The sequence below is a fragment of the Actinosynnema sp. NPDC037264 genome (assembly GCF_055603705.1).
In genome coordinates, this window is the sequence record NZ_JBVJVK010000021.1 from 1 (window position 1) to 20,333 (window position 20,333).

Below are 20,333 nucleotides of genomic sequence, written 5' to 3' on the forward strand. Positions count from 1 at the left end.
TCCTCCCCACCCCCCCCCCCCCCCCCCCCCCCCCCCCCCCCCCCCCCCCCCCCCCCGTCCACCCCCCCCCCCCCCCCCCCCCCCCCCCCCCCCCCCCCCCCCCGGGCGGTCACTTGGACTCGAGGACCTCGCTGCGGGCCCGCTCGCCCGCCTTGGTCAGCGCCTCGTCCACCGGCGTGCTCCCGGACATGATCGCCGAGTGGGTCTCCTGCAGGATGTTCTGCAACGCGGCGGTCTGCGCCGAGACGGGGTTCTCCGCACGGGTGTCGTGCGTGGTGAACGAGAACCGGGACAGCTCGTCGGACGGCATGCCCTGCACCCCGAAGTACGCCTGCACCACCGGGTCGGTCAGCGTCGCGGGCGTGATGCCGATGGACGCCAGCGCCGTGGCGCCGCCCTCGCCCGCGACGAAGGTCAGGAACTTCTTGGCGGCCGCGACCTTGTTCTCGTCGATCGCGGCGTTGACGCCGATGCCGGTGGGGTCGCCGAAGGTGATCGGCTTGTCCTTGGCGCCCGCGTCGGCCTGCGGCGCCGGCGCGAAGCCCCACTGGAACGGCTGCGCGGTGCCGGCCTTCTGCTGCGCGAGCAGGGTCGCGACGTACCAGCTGCCCATCAGCATCATCGCGGCCTGCTGCGTGCCGAACTGCGCCTGGTACTGCAGGGTGTTCGTGGTCGCCGTGCCGTAGTCCACCTGCGCGCCTGCCTGCTGCTGCTCCAGCGCGCGCTTGTAGTAGGGCGCGAGGTAGCCGTAGTCACCGCTGCCGAGGTCGGCGCCCTGCGTCTGGGCCAGCGCCAGGCCCTGCACCGTCGACTGCCAGACGTGCTGGTAGGCGGCCTTGGCGGGCGATCCGGCGGCCTTCAGCCCCGCCGCCAGGTCCGCCGAGGCCTTCTCGTACTCCGCCCACGTCCAGGTCTCGCTCGGCGGCGTCACGCCCGCCGCGGTGAAGAGGTCCTTGTTGTAGTAGAGGTACCAGGAGTCCTGCCGGTAGGGCACGGCGTACGTCACGCCGTCCACCTTGTAGTTGCCGAGGCCGTTGACCTTGTCACCGAGGCCGCCCGCGACGTCGGAGACGTCCAGCAGCTGCTCGCCCGCCTGGTAGGTGATGAAGTTCTTGAGGTTCTTCAGGACGTACAGGTCGGGCGCGCTGCCGGCCGCCAGGTCCGCGGTCAGCTGGGTGTCGTAGTTGGTGGCGTCGTACTCCTTGAACTCGACCTTCACCTCCGGGTTCTGCGCCTGGAACGCCTCGGCGAGCTTCTGGAACTCGGGCGTGGTCTTCATGCTCCACGCGCTCATCGTCAGCGTGACCGGGCCGCCGGTGTCGGCGGGTTCGTCGGCGCCGCAGGCGGTCGCGGTGAGCGTGAGGGCGGTGACGGCGGCCGCGATGGCGGTCCACCGGGGATGGCGGTGTCGCATGGTCCTTCACTTCCTGGTCGAGCCACGGGGAGAACGGGGAGCGCGGGTGGGTTGCCCGCCGGTCAGGACAGCGCGACGCGGGTGCGCGCGCCGTCGGGCCACCGGGTGGTGACCCGGGTCGTCGGCCCGAGGTCGAGCCGGACCTCGGGTTCGACGGACCAGGAGCCGGCGCCGCGCGCCAGTTCCAGCAGGACGGCGAACCACTCGCCGGGCACGACGGGGCACCGGGCCCACGGGACCGCGGCGACCGGTCCGAGGGGTCCGGCGTCCTCGTGCACGGACACGCCCGAGTCGGTCGTCTGTCCTACGAGGACGGTGAGCGTCGAGCGCGTGCCGTCGTCACCCTGGACGCACGGCGCTTCGGTGGACCGGATGTCGACGTCCGCGCCCGCGACGGCCCACCCGGACAGCCGCAGGGCCACCGGCGGGCGGTCCTCGGCGACGTCGTCCACGCGGACCAGGCGGACTTCCCACGGACCGCGGACCAACGAGTGCACGGTGACCGTGCCCGCGTCGTGGTGGCGGCCCGACCAGCCCGAGCCGTGGCCCTGCTGCGCCTCGTCGGGCTCCAGCCAGCGCACGACGCCGGACGAGGAGCCGACGCCCACGGCGACGCCGTCCGCGTCGACCACCTCGGTGGCGCCGACCGCCATGCCGGACCGGTGGGACGCCCGGCCCTCGGCGTCGACCAGCACGACGGCCTGGTCGGCCGGATCGGCCCAGCTGCCCCGGTCCAGCAACGGGCTGGTCGCGGTGGAGTAGCCGAAGCGGGCGTAGAGCGGGGAGTCGCCCCTGGTGTCACCGGGGACCGCGTGGTCCGTGCCGTGGTTGACGACTCGCACGACGCCGTCCGCGGCCGTGCCGCTGACCAGCCAGCCCGGCGCCTTGATCGCCCGCACGTAGTCGCCCCGCTCGACCGGCAGCGGCAGTTCCCCGGCCAGCCACACCGGGTGGTCGGCGGGCAGGGCCAGCCCGAGCATGCCCTTCACCGCCCAGTACGGCGAGCCCGGACCCGAGTACGCCTGCGCGATGCGCGGCCACCGCCCGTGCCAGCCCAGGGACAGCAGGCCGTGCTCGTCGAGGGCGCCCCGGTCGACGAAGTGGCGCACGACGCTCGTCGCGGCCCGGCGCAGCACCCCGGGCGGCGTGGACGGCACCTCGGCGAGGGCGCCGGCCCAGAACGGCGCGGCGGCGGCGAAGCGGTAGGTCAGGCTGCGGCCCTGCACGAGCGGCGACCCGTCCGCGCCGACCAGGCGCACGGCGTCGAGCAGGAAGCGGTCGAGCAGCGCCGTGTCCCGGTCGCGGCGGGCCTCGGCGAAGCCGGCCGCGCCGGGCATCCGCGACCACAGCAGCGGGTAGACGTGCAGCGCCCAGCCGACGTAGTGGTCGAACGCGCGCTCGTGGCCGTCCGCCATCCAGGCGTCCTCGCGGAGGAAGCCGTCGTGGGTGGCGAGGTCCTCTTCGACGTCGTCCGGCGACCAGGGGCCGCCGACCGACCGCAGGAACGCCTGCACCACCAGCCGGAACCACACCCAGTTGATGCGCGGGTAGGTCGGGTCGCCCACGGCGGGCGCGAGGTAGGCGACGACCCGCTCCCGCACGGCCGGGTCCAGGCGGTCCCACAGCCACGGGCGGGTCAGGTCCAGCGCGAGCGCCAGCGAGGCGGCCTCGACCTTGGCCTGCGGGTGCTCGTCCAGGCGCACCCAGCGGTCCGGGGACGACGGGTCGGTGCCCGCCGCGATGCCCTCGGCGTAGAACTCGGCGAGGTTGTCCGGGTCGGCGCCGCGTTCGCCCGCGATCCGGAAACCCGCGAGCAGGAACGTGCGGGCGAAGCCCTCCAGGCCGTCCACGTCGGTCCCGTAGCCGCCGGCCGGTCCGGGCAGGGTGATCCGCGCGCGGCCCGGCGAGGCGAAGGGGCGCACCGCGCGCAGCATGGCGTCGGCCGTGCCCGCCCACTGGTCGCGGGTCCACCCGGCGACCGGGGTCGGTGGTGCGGCCCTCAACAGGGGTTCCGGCGGCATGTGACTCGTCCTTCAGCGTCGAAGGCGTTCGATCAAACAGTGCACAGTTACTTTCGTTTTTGATCGCTTTGCCTGTTAAGTAGTAAATACGTGCAGGAGCGATCGTGTCAAGACTCACATGAACGCTCTTCGCACGCATCCGCGCGGGGACGGCGTGGGCGCGGACCGGCCTGTCGCCGTGGGGTGTCACGGCGGGCCGCCCACATAATTGGGGTCACGATCAACGACGAGAGGACGTGCGGTGACGAAAGCGCGCATGGGGGACGGTGCGGCCGGCGGGACGCGGGCGACGGCCCGGCCGACCACAGGACCCCGGCCCGACGCCGCGGCGCCGTCGCCACGCGCCACCGCGGCGGACGCGTCGTGAACACCGAGTCCCGCACGCTCGCCGCCAAGAGGCGCGCCTCGATCCTGGAGGCGCTGCGCCGCGACGGCATGGTCCGCATCTCCGACCTCAGCGACAAGATGGGCGTCACCGCCGTGACGCTGCGCCGCGACATCGCCCACCTCGACGGCGAGGGCCTGCTGCGCCGGGTGCACGGCGGCGCCACGCTGCCCACCGCCGAGCTCCTGCCGGCCGCGACGCAGCCGTTAGAGGCCCCGGCGGAGCCCGTGCACTTCGGCGCTGCGGGCATGCTGGTCCCTTCGCTCGACTACTACTGGCCGGAGGTGGTCCGCGGCGCGGAGGAGGAAGCGTCCGCGAACGGGCTGCGGATCCTGCTCCGGGGCTCGTCCTACGGGAGCGCCGACGACCGGCCCCAGCTGGAGCGGCTGCTGGACCACGAGGACGTGTGCGGGCTGATCGCCGCGCCGAGCCTGACCGCGCCGTCGGCGGCGGCCACGATCGAGTGGCTGAGCACCATCGACACCCCGGTCGTGCTCGTCGAGCGCGTCGCGACGGTGGGCCCGCGCCAGGCCGTCGTGGAGTCGGTGGTGTCCGACCACGCCCTGGGCGCGGCCATGGCCGTGCACCACCTCGTGTCCCTGGGCCACCGCAAGGTCGGCCTGGTGACCAGCGAGAACAGCCCGACCTCCCCGCACGTGCACCGGGGCTGGCTCGACGCGTGCGCCGAGACCGGCCGCGACCCGCGGTCCACCGTGGACACCTCGATCCCGACGCCCGGCACGGCCGGGTGGGACACCGCGCTGGACGAGGTGCTCGACGCGTTGGCCGCCACCGGCACCACGGCGGTGCTCGTGCACGCCGACACCGAGGCGATGGCCCTGGTGCAGCGCGCCGAGCAGCGCGGCGTGCAGGTGCCGTCCGGGTTGTCGGTGGTGGCCTACGACGACGAGGTGGCGGCGCTGTTCACGCCGGCGCTCACCGCCGTGCGCCCGGCGCGGCGCTCCATCGGCCGGGCGGCGGTGTCGCTGCTGGCCGCCCGGCTGCACGACCCGGACCGGCCGTCGCACCGGGTGGTGATCACCCCGTCCCTGCGCGTGCGCGGCTCGTCGGTCCCGCCGCCCGCCTGACCGCACCCACCGCACCCACCGCACCTACCGCGCCAGCCAGCCGCCGTCGACCGGGAGGACGACGCCGTGGACGTAGTCGGCCGCGCGGGAGCACAGGAACAGCACCGCGCCCGCGATGTCCTCCGGTTCGGCCCAGCGACCCGCCGGGATCCGGTCGAGGATGGACCGGTTGCGGTCCGGGTCCGCGCGCAGGGCGCCGGTGTTGTCGGTGGCGACGTAGCCCGGCGCGACGGCGTTGACGTTGACGCCGCGGTGCGCCCACTCGTTGGCCAGTGCCTTGGTCAGGCCGGCCACCGCGGACTTCGACGCCGTGTACCCGGGCACGGTGATCCCGCCCTGGAAGCTCAGCATGGACGCGACGTTGACGATCCGGCCCGAGCCGCGGGCCAGCATCGCGCGGCCGACGTCGCGCGACAGCGTCCAGGTGGCGCGCAGGTTGACGTCGATCACGTGGTCGAAGTCGGCGTCGCTGTGCTCGGCGGCGGGCGCGCGGCGGATCGTGCCGCCGTTGTTGACCAGGACGTCCACCTCCCGCGCGGCCAGGAGAGCACCCAGCTCGGCCACCTGCGCGTGGTCGGCGAAGTCGGTCCGCACGGGGGTGAACACCCGGCCCTCGCCCTCGACCGCGGCCCGTGCCGGGCTGTCGCCCTCTGGCATGGACGCGCTGATGCCGATCACGTCCGCGCCCGCGGCGGCCAGCAGCCGTGCGACGGCCAGCCCGATGCCGCGCGCCGCCCCGGTGACCGCGGCTGTCTTGCCGGTCAGGTCGAGCAGGCCGGCCGCCTCCGGCGTCATCGCAGCGCCGCCGCGGGGTGCGGGTCCATGTCGTCGAACGCCTGGTTCTCCCCCGCCATGGCCCAGACGAAGCTGTACGCGGCCGTGCCGACGCCGCTGTGCACCGACCACGGCGGCGAGATCACCGCCTGGCGGTCGGCCACCACCAGGTGCCGGGTCTCGTTCGGCTCGCCGAGCAGGTGCACGACGCGGGCGTCCTCGGGCAGGCCGAAGTAGAGGTAGACCTCCATGCGGCGCTCGTGGGTGTGCGCGGGCATGGTGTTCCACATGCTGCCGGGGTGCAGCGACGTCACGCCCATCACGACCTGGCAGCTGCGGACGCCGTTCTCGTGGATGTACTGGGTGAGCGTGCGGCGGTTCGAGGTCAGCGGGTCGCCCAGCTCGCGCACGGTGCCGGCGCCCGGCTCCACCAGCACGGTCGGGTAGGCCGTGTGCGCGGGCGCGGAGAACAGGTAGAAGGCGGCGGGCGCCTCGGCGTCGTCGGACGCGAACGACACCTCCGCGACGCCGCGGCCGACGTACAGGCAGGCGGTCGGCGCGAGCCGGTGCTCCTCGCCGTCGACGGTCACCGTGCCCGGTCCGCCCACGTTGACGATCCCGGCTTCGCGGCGGTCGAAGAACCGCTCCGACTTCAGCTCCGGGAACGCCGGCAGGTGCAACGGGCCGGCGCTCGGCAGCGCGCCCACCAGCACCACCCGGTCGTGGTGGCTGTAGACCGCGCGCACCTCGCCGTCGGCGAACAGGTCTTCGACCAGGTAGTGCTGCCGCAGGTCGTCCGTGGTCATGGACGGGACCTGCTGCGGCGCGGTCGCGTAGCGCTGCTCCACGTTGCGTCGCCTTCCTTCGGTCGGATCGTTTCACTCAGGTGACGGTCGGAAACAGTCAATCTCAGACACAAAGGAAGGGCAAGACTGTACAGTTTGCTTGTTACGATCAGTTTCGATCAGAACGACGAGGCGAGCAGGCGGTCATGGCGGACAAACCGGGTGCGGAGGCCAAGGGCGCGATGCTGCCCGCCGCCCGACGGCAGTGGCTGCTGGAGCACTTGGCGGGCCGGGGCGTCGTGCGGATCACGCACATCGCCCAGGCCATGGGCGTCACGCCGGTCACCGTGCGGCGGGACGTGAACGACCTGGCCGCCGAGGGCCTGGTGGAACGGGTGCACGGCGGGGTCAGGCTGGTCGCCGACGTGCCCGCCGAGCCGTCCGGCGAGGACACGACGCCCGCGATCGGGATGGTCGTGCCGTCGCTGGACTACTACTGGCCCGAGGTCATCCGCGGCGCGCAGGACACCGCGCACGAGAAGTGCGCCCGGCTCGTGCTGCGCGGGGCGTCCTACCAGGTCGACGACGTGCGGCACCAGGTCGAGTGGATGATGGGCAGCGGCGCGGTCGACGCGCTGCTCGTCGCGCCGCCGACCCGGGGCGCGGGGGCCGAGGAGCTCCTCGCCTGGCTGACGGCGCTGCCCGTGCCGGTGGTCCTGGTGGAGCGCTCGGCGGTGTCCGGCCCGTACCGGCAGCACGTCGAGTCCGTGCGCACCGATCACGCGGCGGGCGCGGAGCTCGCCGTCCGCCACCTGCACGGCCAGGGGCATCGCGGCATCGGGCTGGCGATCAGCGCGACCAGCCCCACGTCCGGTCAGGTCCGCGACGGCTGGCACGACGCGATGACCGACCTCGGGCTGCGGCCCGCGCCGGAGGTCAGCGTCGCCGCCTACTACGAGCCGGGCTGGGCGGTCGACGTCGACCGGGTGCTGGACCTGTGCGCCGAGCACGGGGCCACCGCGCTGGTCGTGCACTCCGACCGCGAGGCGGTGTCGCTGGTGCAGCGCGCCGAGGAACGCGGCATCCGGGTGCCGGCCGACCTGTCGGTGGTCGCCTACGACGACGAGGTGGCCAGGTTCGCCCACCCGCCGCTGACCGCCATGCGCCCGCCCAAGTACGCCGTGGGCAGCACCGCCGTGCACTTGGCGCTCGAACGCCTGGCCCAAGGCCCCGACCGGCCGGTGCGCCGGGTCGTCCTCAGCTCCGAACTGCGTGAACGCGCCTCGACCGGCGCACGCGCGGACGCACTGCGCTGATCACCGCACGCCGGCCCCACCGACCCGCCCGGTTCACGGCACGCAGGCCGTGCTGAGGCGTGCGGTGACCACCCTGGTGAGGGATCACCGCACGCCAACCGCACCAACGCGACCTTCCGCACCCGGCTTACCGCACACCTGCCGCGCTGACGCGTGCGGCGGCCCACGTGGCCGGATCGGCGACGAGCAGCCGTGCCACGTCGGCCGGTGGCAGCGGCACGGCGACGTCGGACATCGTGCACAGCGCCCCGGCCGCGGCGAGGTGACCGGAGCGCAGGCAGCGCCCGGGTGGAGCGCCTGCCAGGCGGCCCGCCAGGAAACCCGCGGCGAAGGCGTCGCCCGCGCCGACCGGTTCCACGACGTCCACCTCCAGCGCGGGCTCGAACACCGGCTCCGCGCCCGCCGCCAGCACGGACGCGCCGGTCGCGCCCTGCTTGACCACCACGGCGCCGGGTTCGGGCAGCACCTCCCGGACCGCGGCCGGCTCGGACACGCCCCACAGCGCCTCGGCCTCGTCGTCCCCGACCAGGACGAGGTCCGCCTTCGCGGCCAGGGAGCGCAGCACGTCCGGCCCCGACGGACCCCACAGCGCCGGTCGCCAGTTCACGTCGAACGACGTCGTGACGCCGGGGCGGTCCAGCAGGGCGTGCACCAGCGCCAGGCACGACGGCGACAGCGCGGCCGTGATGCCGGTCAGGTGCACGAACGACACCGCGCCCAGGTCCAGCCGGTCGACCAGCTCCGGCCCGAGCGCGGACGCCGCCGAGCCCGCGCGGTAGTAGCGCACGGCGCTGCCGGTCCGGCCCGCTTCCTTGATGTACAGGCCGGTGGGCCGGGTCGGGTCGACCACCACGCGCGAGACGTCCACGCCCGCACCCGCCACGGACGCGACGACCGCCCGACCGAACGGGTCGTCGCCCACCGCGCTCACCCAGCCGACGGGGACGCCGAGCGCGGCCAGCGCGCAGGCCACGTTGGACTCCGCGCCGCCGGTGCCCCGCGTCCAGGCGCGCACGTCCTCGGGAGGCCCCGCTTCGGCGGGGGTGAACACGGCCATGGTCTCGCCAACGCACAGCACCGCGACCACTTCGACTCCTTCGGTCTCAGACCCGAACAAAACGATCGTAAACGATCAAATAGTGCTTGACTCGACTTAAACGATCGCACATGCTCGTCCCGGCACCGACTTGCTCTTGCTCTCCCGCTCCACCACCGGCCAGGCCCGGACACCGCAGAGGAGATCAACGACGATGAACCCTCGCCGAACACCCCGCCGTTCCCGGTCGAGGCTGGCCGCCGCCGGCCTGGCCACCGCGGTGGTCGCGACCCTGGCGGTGACGTACCCGTCGACCGCCGGCGCGCAGGACGCGACCGCCGCGGTCACCGTGCGGCCGGACCCGTCCTACCAGCAGCCCGCGTTCGAGGGCTGGGGCACGAGCCTCGTCTGGTTCGCCAACGCCACCGGCGGCTACCCCGACGCGATCCGCAACCGCCTCGCCAACCTGCTCTACGGCGACGACGGCCTGCGGCTCAACATCGCCCGCTACAACATCGGCGGCGGCAACGCGCCCGACGTCCGCGACGACTACATGAAGGCCGGCGCGACGATGGAGGGCTTCTGGCGGGCGCCGGAGGGCACCACCCGCGAGGACGTGGACTGGTGGAACCCCGACGACCCGGCCCACTGGGACCTCTCGGCCGACGCCAACCAGCGCTGGTGGATCGACCGGATCAAGGACGAGGTCAGCCACTGGGAGGCGTTCAGCAACTCGCCGCCGTGGTTCCAGACCGTCAGCGGGTACGTCTCCGGCGGGTTCGACCCCTCCGCCGACCAGATCCGCGCCGACCGGGTGGACGACTTCGCCACCTACCTGGTCCGGGTCTCCGAGCACATCGAGCGGACCCACGGCATCCGGTTCGACACCATCGATCCCCTCAACGAGCCGAACACCCCGTACTGGGGCACCCAGCTCGGTCCGGACGGTCAGCCGACCGGGGGCAGGCAGGAGGGCGCCCACGCGGGCCCGGCCCTCCAGCAGAGCGTGGTCCTCGCCCTCCGCCGGGCACTGGACGACTCGGCGCTCGACGCCCGACTGTCCGCCATGGACGAGACCAGCCCCACCATCTTCCGCACCAACTGGAACGCCTACGGCGCCGAGGGCAAGGCCGCCGTCGACCAGCTCAACGTGCACACCTACGGCACCGGCCACCGCACGTCCGCGCGCGACATCGCCAAGGGCGCCGACAAGCCGCTGTGGATGAGCGAGGTGGACGGCACCTGGGGCACCGGCCAGAGCTTCACCAGCATGGAGCCGGGACTGGGCATCGCCGAGCGGATCGTCAACGACATGCGCGAGCTGGAACCGTCCGCGTGGTTGCTGTGGCAGGCGATCGAGGACTACAACCCGCAGGCCGCGGCCGGCAAGAACTGGGGCGCGATCCAGGTCCCGTTCGACTGCCCGGCCGACGCCACGCCCGTGACGTGCCCGATCCGCACGAACACCAAGTTCCACACCATCCGCAACTTCACCCACTTCGTGCGACCGGGTGACCACGTCATCAAGGTGGACAACACGTCCAGCCTGGCCGCGGTGTCCGCCGACGGCTCGTCCGCCACGGTCGTCCACATCAACAACACCACCGAGCCGCGCGCCGTCACGCTCGACCTGTCGCGCTTCGGCGCGGTCCACGCGAACGCCTCGGTGACGCCGGTCGTCAGCGATGTCGACGGCGGTCTGGTGCGGGGCAAGGCGGTGCGGGTCGCGGACCGCTCGGCGACGCTCACCGTGCCCGCCAAGTCGGTGACCACCTTCGTGGTCGACGGCGTGCGCGGCGTGGCGTCCGACGCGGCGCTGGTGCAGCCCGGTCACAGCTACACGCTGAACGGCGTGCAGAGCGGCAAGGCGCTGGTGCCCTCCGCCGACGGGAACTCGGTCGTGCTCGGCGCCGCCGACCAGGCCGACGCGACCGCGCGGTGGCGCATCGAGCCGGTGACCGCGGGCATCGGCAACCGCGAGCGCTACGCGGTGCGGCACGACAGCGGCAAGCGCCTGGCCGACCGGGGCGGCAACCTCGTGCTCGAACCGGGCGCGCAGACCGACCCGGCCGCCCAGTGGATCATGTCGACCACGGGCGACGGCAGCTACACGTTCGTCAACGCCGCCACCGGCCGGCTCTTCGACGTGGTCGGCCAGGGCACGGGCGTCGGCACCAGGGTGGGCGTGTACGTGCCCAACTCGGGGTCGAACCAGCGGTGGACGGTCGTGGACCGGACCCCGCGCACGAGCTGACCGGTACGGCGAACCGACGAGAGGGACGGCGATGGTGTCGGACACCGGGCGAGCGCTCGCACCGAAAGCGACCTTGGTGTCCGACACCTTGCTGGACCCGGCCGCGCTGTTCTTCGTGTCCTACGACGGCGTGGTCAACAACAACTCCTTCCAGCGGGACGCGATCGTCACCTTCGCCGGTCACCAGTACGCGACCTGGTACACCGGCAGCCGCCACGCCGTCGTGGCGCGCAGGCCGCTCGGCGGCGCGTGGGAGAAGGTCGTGCTGCCGCACCGGCTGAGCGTGGACGACTCGCACAACGTGATCTCGCTCGGCATCTCCCCGCAGGACGGGACGCTGCACGTCGCGATGGACACGCACGACAACCCCGTCTTCTACGTGAAGTCGATCCCGGGCCTCGTCACGCGACCGCTCACGACCTCCTGGGACGCGGCGGCGTTCGGCGCGGTGCAACGGACTTTGGACGGCGTCGACCCGGGCGAGCTGAGCTACCCCCAGTTCGTGGTGACCCCGGAAGGGGTCCTCCAGCTGAGCTACCGCACCGGCAGGTCCGGGAACGGCGTCAACGAGCTGGCCGAGTACGACCGCGGGACCTGGCGACGGCTGGGCGCCTGGAGTTCGGCGACCGGCGAGTACACCGGGCCGAGCGGTGTCGTGTCCACGAGGCGCAACATGTACCTGCACGGGCTGGACTACGACCGGCACGGACGCCTGCACGCCGCCTTCACGTGGCGCGAGGACGATCCCGGCGTGCTGTGCGCGCCCGGCGGCCTGACCAACCACGACACCGGTTACGTCCGCAGCGACGACCGGGGCCGCACCTGGCGCACCGGCGCGGGCGCCGTCGTGGGCACGACCGGCGGGGAGCGCGTGGCCGTCTCCTCCCCCGGCGTCCTCGTCGACCACCTCGGCCCGGACCACGCGCTCATGAACCAGGAGAGCCAGGCCGTCGACTCGACCGGCACGCCGCACGTGGTGATCAGCTACGTGCCGGAGCGGTTCACCCGGTGCGTGTCGGACTACGCCGCGCAGCGGGCGCGGTACGCGCGCACCTTCCACCTCACCCGCTCGGGAGGCACGTGGACCAAGCGCGAGGTGCCCGTGCCGCCCCGCAGCACCCAGCGCACGAAACTGGTCTTCGACCACGCCGACAACGCCTACCTGGTGATGCCGCGCGGCCGGATCGTGGCGGCGAGCGAGGCGAGTGGGTGGACCGACTGGACCCTGCTCTTCGACCGGCCGGCGATGAACGCGTTCGGCGAGGTCAACGTCGACGCGTCGCGGGTCGCGGTCGACGGCGTCCTGTCCGTGCAGTACCAGCAGGCCTCGTCGGGCACCACGCCGTCGCCGATCCGGGTCGCGGACTTCCGACTGGCCTGACGGGCGACCGGGTTCCCGCGTCGGCGGGAACCCGGTCGTGCCCTCAACTACGCCGCCAGACCTGGTTCGGCTTGCCGTTGCAGTGCCAGAACCCGACCGCGCTGCCGTTCGCGGTGGCCTCACCGGTCACGTCGAGGCACAGGCCGGACTGGTTGTTGGTCACCGTGCCGTTCGAGTGCAGGGTCCACTTCTGGTTCGCGCCGCCGTGGCAGTCCCAGATGATCAACCGGGCCTCGGTGCCGCCACCGCCCTCGGCGTCGAGGCACTTGGCGCCGTAGACGCGCAGCTCCTGGGCGGCGGTGTGGGCCCACTGCTGGTTGGCGCCCCCGTTGCAGTCCCAGAGCGTCGGCGCCGTGCCGTTGGTCCGGCTCGCGCCCGGAACGTCGAGGCACCGGTTGGACCCGGCCCCGCGCAGCACGCCGTCGGTCGGCGTGGTGGTACCGCCGCCCCACGCCCACCGCAGCCGGTCGGCGCCGCTGGGGTTGGTGACGTTCAGGGTGAGGTTGGCGCCGCTGCCGCTCAGGGTGGTCAGGGAGTAGCTGTCACCGGTGCGCAGGCCCGGCCAGTACACCGAGCCCATGCGCAGCGAGCGCAGGGTGTCGGTCGCGGCCTGGAGGTAGGCGACCTCGTAGGAGCCGTTGACCGGACCGTTGTAGTCCAGGCCCGAGGTCATCTCGGCGCCGAACTCGTCCAGCACGGTGCGCGAGGCGCAGGTGCCGATGCGCGCCCGGAGGTCGTCGGCCCACTGCTGCGGGCTGGTCCAGTCCTTGTGCCAGAAACCGTACTGGTGCAGCGCGAGGTACGTGCCGTCGAGCCGGCTGTCCGCGCACACCGGCTTGACGTCCTCGCTGTAGCCCGTGCCGCCGATGAACACCCGGCCGCGCGGCACGGACGGCCGGGCGGTCAACCAGTTCGCGGCGACGTCGCGCCACTCCTGGCTGCTGTAGCCGAACGGCTCGTTCATCGGCTCGAAGTACACCGCGGCGTCGGCCGCGTACTTCGCGGTGATCCGGTTCCACATGGTGTTGAACGCGGCGGTGTCGTCGATGCGGCCGTCCTTGGCCGTCGGGGACTCCCAGTAGCCCAGGACGACCTTGAACCCCTTGGCCGCGGCGGCGTCGATCGCGCCGGTGTAGGAGTTCCAGAAGGGGCCGTTGACCGTGGCCGGGTTCACCGGCAGCCGCACGGTGTTGGCGCCGAGCTTGGCCTGGAACTGCCCGATGACCGCCGTCGCCTTGGCGTGGGTGGTGGCGTAGTCGTCCGATTTGGACAACCCCGAGGGCACTACCTCGTCGGCGGCGTAGTTGTCGCGCGGGTCGGCCCAGTTGACCCCCTTGAACTGGCTGGTGTCCGCACTGGCGGGCGAGGCCGTCGCGGTCAGCAGCCCGGCCACGCCCAAGGCGCAGCCGACCGCCGCCGCGACGCGCGAGAGGCGTCGGGTGGGCGAAGAGTTCATCGTTGATCTCCTCTTGAGTGGTGCCGGGTGGAGGGGACCTTGCGGAACACGTCATGTTTGCGCAAACATGAGCGGCGGCCGCGCCAGTCTGTGACCCCGGCGACAGGCTGTCAAGAGGATCGGCCGGGACCCCGCACCCACCGCGGAGCCGCACGGCCCCCTGGACAGGCCCGAGTCGACGAGCTAGCGTCGGCCGCCAAATGTTTGCGTAAACATCTTCGCCGCGGTCAACAGGAGAGACGATGACGTCCATCTCGGCGCCGGTCGAGGCGCCACCGGCACGCCCGGCGCGGAACGCCGGCCGCCTGCGCGTCGACCGGAAGGGTTGGCTGTTCGTCGCGCCGTTCCTGGCCGTGTTCGCGTTGGTGTTCCTGGCGCCGATCGTCTACGCGGTGTGGTTGAGCCTGTTCCGCGAGCAGGTGTTCTTCGGCGGCACGGAGTTCGTGGGGCTGGACAACTACGCGGCGGTGCTCCGGGACGGGAAGTTCTGGGAGTCGTTCCTGCGGGTGCTGCTGTTCCTGGTCGTCCAGGTGCCGATCATGCTCGGCCTGGCGCTGGTGGCGGCGTTGGCGATCGACAGCGCCCGGCTGCACGCGGCGGGGTTCTTCCGGATCGTGGTGTTCCTGCCCTACGCGGTGCCGGCCGTCGTGGCGACGCTGATGTGGGGCTTCATCTACGGCGACAGCTTCGGCCTCGCCGCGGACCTCAACGGGTTGCTGGGCGACAAGGTCGTCCTGCCGCTGTCGGGCGACTGGATCCTGTTGTCGATCGGCAACATCGTGACGTGGGAGTTCGTCGGCTACAACATGCTGATCCTCTACTCGGCGCTCAAAGTCGTGCCGCACGACCTGTACGAGGCCGCCGCCATCGACGGCGCGGGCGCGTTCCGCACGATCGCGAGCGTGAAGCTGCCCGCGATCCGGGGCGCGGTGATGATCGCGACGATCTTCTCGATCATCGGCAGCTTCCAGCTGTTCAACGAGCCGAACATCCTGCGGGCGTTGGCGCCTAACGCGATCAGCACGTACTACACGCCGAACATGTACGCCTACACGTTGTCCTTCGGCGGCCAGCAGTACAACTACTCGGCCACGGTGGCGATCGTCATGGGCGTCATCACCGCGATCATCGCCTACGTCGTGCAGCTGCGCGGCACGCGGAAGGGTGCGTGAGGACCGTGGCCCTGTCCCCGCTCCGACCCCGCAAGTCCCGCCTGCTGACCACGGTCATGGCGGTGTACCTGGTCTACACGCTGGTGCCGCTGGCGTGGCTGCTGATCAGCGCCACCAAGACCCAGCAGGACCTGCTCTCCACGTCCGGGCTGGCGTTCGGCGGCACGTTCGCGCTGTTCGACAACATCGGGCAGACGTTCACCCACGACAACGGGATCTTCCTGCGCTGGCTGGGCAACACGCTGCTCTACGTCGTCGTGGGCGCGGGCGGCGCGACCGCGTTGGCCACCGCGGCCGGCTACGGCCTGGCCAAGTACCGCTTCCGCGGCCGGCGCGCCGTGTTCGCCGTGCTGCTCGGCGCGATCGCGATCCCCGGCACCGCGCTGGCCGTGCCGACGTTCCTGATGTTCAGCAACCTGGGCCTGACCAACACGCCGTGGGCGATCATCATCCCGTCGCTGGTCAGCCCGTTCGGCCTGTACCTGGTGTGGACCTACACCACCGAGGCCGTGCCCGACGAGCTGCTGGAGGCCGCCCGCATCGACGGCGCGGGCGAGCTGCGGATCTTCTTCACCGTCACCCTGCGCCTGCTCGCGCCGGGCGTGGTGACGGTCGCGCTGTTCGCGGTGGTGTCGACGTGGAACAACTACTTCCTGCCGTTGATCATGCTCAGCGAACCCGACTGGTACCCGCTCACGGTGGGGCTGAATCAGTGGAGCGCCCAGGCCTCCGGTGTCGGCGCGCAGCCGATCTACCACCTCGTGATCACCGGCTCGGTCATCACCATCGTCCCGCTCGTCATCGCGTTCCTGCTGCTCCAACGCTTCTGGCAGTCAGGTTTGACCGCGGGCAGCGTCAAGCAGTAACCCTCTCCCACCGCCGCGAAAGGACCCCCACGATGTCACCCACCAGGCGCAGCCGGGTGGCCATAGTCCTGGCCACCGCCCTCGCCACCGCGCTCTCCGCCTGCTCCTCCGGCGACGGCGGCGGCACGACGCCGGGCGGCGCGACCGGCACCCAGGACGCGGTCGACGCCGCCCTGCGCGACGGCGGCGAGATCACCTACTGGAGTTGGACCCCGTCCGCCAAGGCGCAGGTCGAGGCCTTCCAGCAGGAGCACCCCAACGTCAAGGTCAACTACGTCAACGCCGGCACCGGCAACGACCACTACACCAAGCTCCAGAACGCCATCAAGGCAGGCTCCGGCGCACCCGACGTCGCCCAGGTCGAGTACCAGGCGCTCCCCCAGTTCGCGCTGACCGGCTCGCTGGTCGACCTCGGCCAGTACGGCTTCCAGGCCTTCGAGGGCGACTACACCCCCTCGACGTGGAACTCGGTCAAGGTCGGCGGCGGCCTGTTCGGCCTGCCCCAGGACTCCGGCCCCATGGCCCTGTTCTACAACAAGGCGCTCTTCGACCAGCACGGCATCGCCGTGCCCAAGACGTGGGACGAGTACGTCGACGCGGCCAGGAAGCTGCACGCCGCCGACCCGACCAAGTACATCACCAACGACACCGGTGACGCGGGCTTCGCGACCAGCATGATCTGGCAGGCGGGCGGCAAGCCGTTCCGCACCGACGGCAAGTCCGTGAAGATCGACCTCCAGGACGAGGGCGCGAAGAAGTGGACCGCCGCGTGGGACCAGCTCGTCGAGGAGAAGCTGGTCTCCACCATCCCCGGCTGGACCGACGCGTGGTACAAGGCGCTGGGTGACGGCACTATCGCCACGCTGGCGACCGGCGCGTGGATGCCCGGTGTGCTGGAGTCCTCGGTGCCGGGCGGCGCGGGCAAGTGGGCCGTCGCCCCGCTGCCGACCTACGACGGCGGCACGCCGGTGACCGCGGAGAACGGCGGCAGCACGCAGTCGGTGCTCAAGCAGAGCGCCAAGCCCGCGCTCGCGGCGGCCTTCGTGCGCTGGCTCAACAACGGCAACGGCGTCAAGCCGTTCCTGGAGAGCGGCGGCTTCCCCGCCACGAAGGCCGACCTCGACTCCGCCGCCTTCAAGGACAAGGCCTCGCCCTACTTCGGCGGGCAGCAGATCAACCAGGTCCTGACCGCCGCCGCCGGCCAGGTCCTGCCGGGCTGGAGCTACCTGCCCTACCAGCTCTACGCCAACACCGTCTTCAACGACACCGTCGGCAAGTCCTACACCGACGCCACCGGCCTCGACCCCGGTCTGGTGGACTGGCAGAAGGCGCTCGTCGAGTACGGCAACCAACAGGGCTTCACCGTCAACGGCTGACCCGACGGCGGGGCGGCCCCCGACCGGCCGTCCCGCCACCGCGCACCCGCGCCGCACCCGGCGCCACACCCGGAAGGAACACCCGATCCCCGTGCCCGACTTCAGCATCGGCGAGCGCGACTTCCTGCTCGACGGCAGGCCGTTCCGCATCCTGTCCGGGGCCCTGCACTACTTCCGCGTGCACCCCGACCAGTGGGCCGACCGCATCGACAAGGCCCGGCGCATGGGTTTGAACACCATCGAGACCTACGTCGCCTGGAACGCGCACGCGCCCGCGCCGGACGCCTTCGACCTCACCGGCGGGCTCGACCTCGGCCGGTTCCTGCGCCTGGTCGCCGACGCCGGCATGCACGCGATCGTCCGCCCCGGCCCCTACATCTGCGCCGAGTGGGACAACGGCGGCCTGCCCGCCTGGCTGTTCCGCGACCCCGAGGTGGGCGTCCGCCGCGCCGAACCCCGTTACCTGGCCGCCGTCAAGGCCTACCTCGACCGCGTCTACGAGGTCGTCGCCCCGCTCCAGGTCCAGCACGGCGGCCCCGTCATCCTCGTGCAGATCGAGAACGAGTACGGCGCGTTCGGCGACGACAAGACCTACCTCAAGACCCTGGCGGAGCACACCCGCGACGCCGGCATCACCGTGCCGCTGACCACGATCGACCAGCCGACCGACGAGATGCTGGCGGCGGGCAGCCTGGAGGGCCTGCACCGGACCGCGTCCTTCGGCTCGCGCGCGGTCGAGCGGCTGGCCGCGCTGCGCCGTCACCAGCCGACCGGGCCGCTGATGTGCGCGGAGTTCTGGAACGGCTGGTTCGACCACTGGGGCAGCCACCACCACACCACCTCGGCCGCGGACAGCGCCGCCGAGCTCGACGCGCTGCTCTCCGCCGGCGCCTCGGTCAACGTCTACATGTTCCACGGCGGCACCAACTTCGGCTTCACCAGCGGCGCCAACGACAAGGGCACCTACCAGCCGACCATCACCTCCTACGACTACGACGCCCCGCTCGACGAGGCAGGCAACCCCACCGCCAAGTACCACGCGTTCCGCGAGGTCATCGCGCGCCACCACGACGTGCCCGGCGAACCGCCGCCCGCCGCACGGCCGACGCCGCGGTTCACGGTGGCGTTGACCGATCCCGTGCCCCTGCTGGACCTGGCGAAGCGGTCGACCGCCTGGCAGCGCCACGACACCGTGCCCGCGCTCGACGACCTGGACGGCGCGCCGCGGCTGGCGCTGGCGACCACGCGGGTCGACGCCTCGGACCCCGCCGTGCTGTGCTTCGGCGAGGTGCGCGACCACGCCTCGGTGTTCCTGGCCGGCCGACCGGTCGGGACGCTGCTGCGCGAGCACCACCAACGCGCCCTCGGCCTGCCCCGCGCGGCCGGTGAGCTGGCCGTCCTGGTCGAGGACCACGGCCGGGTCAACTACGGGCCGCGCCTCGGCGAGCCCAAGGGCCTCATCGGCGGCGCGACCCTCGACGGCCGTCCCCTGACCGGGTGGGACGTGCTCCCGCTCGCCCTCGACGCGCCGCCGGCGGCGTGGACCGGTCGGGAGGGCGCCACACCCGTGCCCGCGGCGGTGCCGGGTCCGGTGTTCCTGCGCGCCCGGTTCGACCTCGACCGGCCCGCCGACCTCCACCTGGACACCGACGGCTGGGGTCGTGGCCTGGTGTGGGTCAACGGCTTCTGCCTGGGCCGGTACTGGTCACGCGGGCCCCAGCGCACCCTGTACGTGCCCGGCCCGGTGCTGCGCGCCGGGGACAACGAGCTGGTCGTCCTCGAACTCGCCGCCCTGACCACCCCCACGGCCCGCTTCGTGCCGGGACCGCTGCTCGGCCACACCGAGGCGTGATCGATGTTTACGCAAACAAGTAGCGTTCCGCACCGGCTATAGTGGCGACGCGCCACACGGCGTCGACGCTGCCGGTGGAAAGGAGCCCCGACGTGACCGCGGAATCCGCGTCCGGGTCGTCCGGGCAGCCCCCCGTGCGGCGCGCGCCCGCCCGCCGGGTGTCCATGGCCGACGTCGCCCGGCTGGCCGGTGTGTCGGCGCAGACGGTGTCGCGGGTGTCCAACGGGCACCCCAGCGTCGTCGGCTCCACGCGAGAGCAGGTGCTGGACGCCATGCGGCGCCTGGGCTACCGGCCCAACAGCGCGGCCCGCGCGCTGAAGTACGGCGAGTTCCGCACCATCGGCGTCATCCTGTTCACCCTCTCCTCGGTCGGCAACAGCCGCACCCTGGAGGCCATAGTGGACCACGCCGCGCACGAGGGTTACGCCATCACGTTGATCCCCGTGGCGGTGCCGACCCAGGACGGCGTGCTCGGCGCGTTCACCCGGCTCGGCGAGCTGGCCGTCGACGCGGTCATCGTGATCATGGAGGTCCACCTCCTCGACGCGGCCACGATGACGCTCCCGCTCGGCATCCCGGCCGTGATCGTCGACTCCAACGGCGGCGACCGCTACACCGTGGTGGACACCGACCAGGCCGACGGCACCCGCCAGGCCGTGCGCCACCTGCTCGACCTCGGCCACCGCACGGTCTGGCACGTCGCCGGCCCCGAGGACTCCTACGCCGCCGAACGCCGCGCCGAGGCGTGGCGCGCCACCCTGGCCGAAGCGGGCCTGCCCGTGCCCGCGATGTCGCGGGGCGACTGGTCGGCCGACTCCGGCTACCGGGCGGGGCTGGCGCTGGCCGACGAGCCCGGCTGCACGGCGGTGTTCGCGGCGAACGACCAGATGGCCCTCGGCCTGCTGCGCGCGTTCCACGAGAAGGGGAAGGTGGTGCCGCGCGACATCAGCGTCGTCGGTTTCGACGACATCACCGACACCACCTCCTTCATCCCGCCCCTGACCACGGTGCACCAGGACTTCACCGAGGTGGGCCGCCGCTGCGTCGAACGCGTCCTGCGCCAGGTGCACCACCACCGCACCAAGCCCGGCACCACCCTGGTCCCGACCCGCCTGGTGGTCCGCTCCAGCACCGCGCCGCCCCCGGCCTGACCGGAC

At 72.5% G+C, this 20,333-nt stretch carries 15 protein-coding genes; 9 read left to right on the forward strand and 6 right to left on the reverse strand.

All coding sequences use genetic code 11. The features are described from left to right. Positions 1–109: 109 nt before the first annotated feature. Entirely contained in the window at positions 110–1,414 is a 1,305-nt protein-coding gene (locus ACZ7GX_RS23025) for an ABC transporter substrate-binding protein (protein ID WP_498779371.1), read from the reverse strand. Positions 1,415–1,476: 62 nt separating this feature from the next. Next, positions 1,477–3,435, reverse strand: a complete 1,959-nt coding sequence (locus ACZ7GX_RS23030; protein ID WP_498779373.1) for a DUF2264 domain-containing protein — start codon at positions 3,433–3,435, stop codon at positions 1,477–1,479. Between the two features lie 363 nt (positions 3,436–3,798). Here ACZ7GX_RS23030 and ACZ7GX_RS23035 point away from each other — a divergent pair, with 363 nt between their 5' ends. Continuing rightward, positions 3,799–4,908, forward strand: coding sequence for a LacI family DNA-binding transcriptional regulator (locus ACZ7GX_RS23035; RefSeq protein WP_498779374.1), 1,110 nt, complete (start codon positions 3,799–3,801; stop codon positions 4,906–4,908). A 24-nt stretch (positions 4,909–4,932) separates the two neighbouring features. Here ACZ7GX_RS23035 and ACZ7GX_RS23040 read toward each other — a convergent pair whose 3' ends face one another. Together ACZ7GX_RS23040 and kduI are read right to left on the reverse strand one after the other, a co-directional pair. Further along, positions 4,933–5,703, reverse strand: a complete 771-nt coding sequence (locus ACZ7GX_RS23040) for an SDR family oxidoreductase (protein WP_498779376.1) — start codon at positions 5,701–5,703, stop codon at positions 4,933–4,935. Then, positions 5,700–6,530: a 5-dehydro-4-deoxy-D-glucuronate isomerase gene (gene kduI / locus ACZ7GX_RS23045; protein ID WP_498779378.1), complete on the reverse strand. Its 831-nt coding sequence runs from the start codon at positions 6,528–6,530 to the stop codon at positions 5,700–5,702. Before kduI ends, ACZ7GX_RS23040 begins: the two co-directional genes overlap by 4 nt. A gap of 143 nt (positions 6,531–6,673) precedes the next feature. Between kduI and ACZ7GX_RS23050 the strand changes: the two genes are divergently transcribed. After that, complete coding sequence (locus ACZ7GX_RS23050; protein WP_498779379.1) at positions 6,674–7,783, forward strand: LacI family DNA-binding transcriptional regulator; 1,110 nt, start codon at positions 6,674–6,676, stop codon at positions 7,781–7,783. 127 nt (positions 7,784–7,910) lie between these two features. Here ACZ7GX_RS23050 and ACZ7GX_RS23055 read toward each other — a convergent pair whose 3' ends face one another. Next, positions 7,911–8,861 carry a sugar kinase gene (locus ACZ7GX_RS23055; RefSeq protein WP_498779562.1) on the reverse strand — a complete coding sequence of 317 codons (951 nt, stop codon included), beginning with the start codon at positions 8,859–8,861 and terminating at the stop codon, positions 7,911–7,913. A gap of 172 nt (positions 8,862–9,033) precedes the next feature. Here ACZ7GX_RS23055 and ACZ7GX_RS23060 point away from each other — a divergent pair, with 172 nt between their 5' ends. Further along, a complete protein-coding gene (locus ACZ7GX_RS23060; protein WP_498779381.1) occupies positions 9,034–11,073 on the forward strand; it encodes a glycoside hydrolase in 2,040 nt (679 codons plus the stop codon). Positions 11,074–11,149: 76 nt separating this feature from the next. After that, on the forward strand, positions 11,150–12,454 hold the full coding sequence (locus tag ACZ7GX_RS23065) for a BNR repeat-containing protein (RefSeq protein ID WP_498779383.1): 1,305 nt from the start codon (positions 11,150–11,152) through the stop codon (positions 12,452–12,454). A gap of 43 nt (positions 12,455–12,497) precedes the next feature. On the opposite strand, the gene ACZ7GX_RS23070 is transcribed toward ACZ7GX_RS23065, so the two are convergent. After that, positions 12,498–13,910: a ricin-type beta-trefoil lectin domain protein gene (locus tag ACZ7GX_RS23070; RefSeq protein WP_498779385.1), complete on the reverse strand. Its 1,413-nt coding sequence runs from the start codon at positions 13,908–13,910 to the stop codon at positions 12,498–12,500. A gap of 242 nt (positions 13,911–14,152) precedes the next feature. On the opposite strand from ACZ7GX_RS23070, the gene ACZ7GX_RS23075 reads away from it, so the two are divergent. The 5 genes from ACZ7GX_RS23075 to ACZ7GX_RS23095 all read left to right on the forward strand — a co-directional run bounded on the left by ACZ7GX_RS23075 (position 14,153) and on the right by ACZ7GX_RS23095 (position 20,327). Further along, positions 14,153–15,082 carry a carbohydrate ABC transporter permease gene (locus ACZ7GX_RS23075; protein WP_498779387.1) on the forward strand — a complete coding sequence of 310 codons (930 nt, stop codon included), beginning with the start codon at positions 14,153–14,155 and terminating at the stop codon, positions 15,080–15,082. Positions 15,083–15,138: 56 nt separating this feature from the next. Next, positions 15,139–15,948: a carbohydrate ABC transporter permease gene (locus ACZ7GX_RS23080; RefSeq protein WP_498779563.1), complete on the forward strand. Its 810-nt coding sequence runs from the start codon at positions 15,139–15,141 to the stop codon at positions 15,946–15,948. 32 nt (positions 15,949–15,980) lie between these two features. Continuing rightward, complete coding sequence (locus tag ACZ7GX_RS23085; protein ID WP_498779388.1) at positions 15,981–17,324, forward strand: ABC transporter substrate-binding protein; 1,344 nt, start codon at positions 15,981–15,983, stop codon at positions 17,322–17,324. A 91-nt stretch (positions 17,325–17,415) separates the two neighbouring features. Further along, positions 17,416–19,176 (forward strand): glycoside hydrolase family 35 protein, encoded by a 1,761-nt coding sequence (locus ACZ7GX_RS23090; protein ID WP_498779389.1) that lies wholly within the window; start codon positions 17,416–17,418, stop codon positions 19,174–19,176. A 92-nt stretch (positions 19,177–19,268) separates the two neighbouring features. After that, entirely contained in the window at positions 19,269–20,327 is a 1,059-nt protein-coding gene (locus ACZ7GX_RS23095) for a LacI family DNA-binding transcriptional regulator (protein WP_498779390.1), read from the forward strand. Positions 20,328–20,333 lie beyond the last annotated feature (6 nt).

Coding starts and splice junctions, on each gene's coding strand:
- ACZ7GX_RS23025 (WP_498779371.1), bottom strand. CDS start 1,414: ATGCGACACCGCCATCCCCGGTGGACCGCCATCGCGGCCGCCGTCACC.
- ACZ7GX_RS23030 (WP_498779373.1), bottom strand. CDS start 3,435: ATGCCGCCGGAACCCCTGTTGAGGGCCGCACCACCGACCCCGGTCGCC.
- ACZ7GX_RS23040 (WP_498779376.1), bottom strand. CDS start 5,703: ATGACGCCGGAGGCGGCCGGCCTGCTCGACCTGACCGGCAAGACAGCC.
- ACZ7GX_RS23050 (WP_498779379.1), top strand. CDS start 6,674: ATGGCGGACAAACCGGGTGCGGAGGCCAAGGGCGCGATGCTGCCCGCC.
- ACZ7GX_RS23060 (WP_498779381.1), top strand. CDS start 9,034: ATGAACCCTCGCCGAACACCCCGCCGTTCCCGGTCGAGGCTGGCCGCC.
- ACZ7GX_RS23070 (WP_498779385.1), bottom strand. CDS start 13,910: ATGAACTCTTCGCCCACCCGACGCCTCTCGCGCGTCGCGGCGGCGGTC.
- ACZ7GX_RS23075 (WP_498779387.1), top strand. CDS start 14,153: ATGACGTCCATCTCGGCGCCGGTCGAGGCGCCACCGGCACGCCCGGCG.
- ACZ7GX_RS23080 (WP_498779563.1), top strand. CDS start 15,139: ATGGCGGTGTACCTGGTCTACACGCTGGTGCCGCTGGCGTGGCTGCTG.
- ACZ7GX_RS23085 (WP_498779388.1), top strand. CDS start 15,981: ATGTCACCCACCAGGCGCAGCCGGGTGGCCATAGTCCTGGCCACCGCC.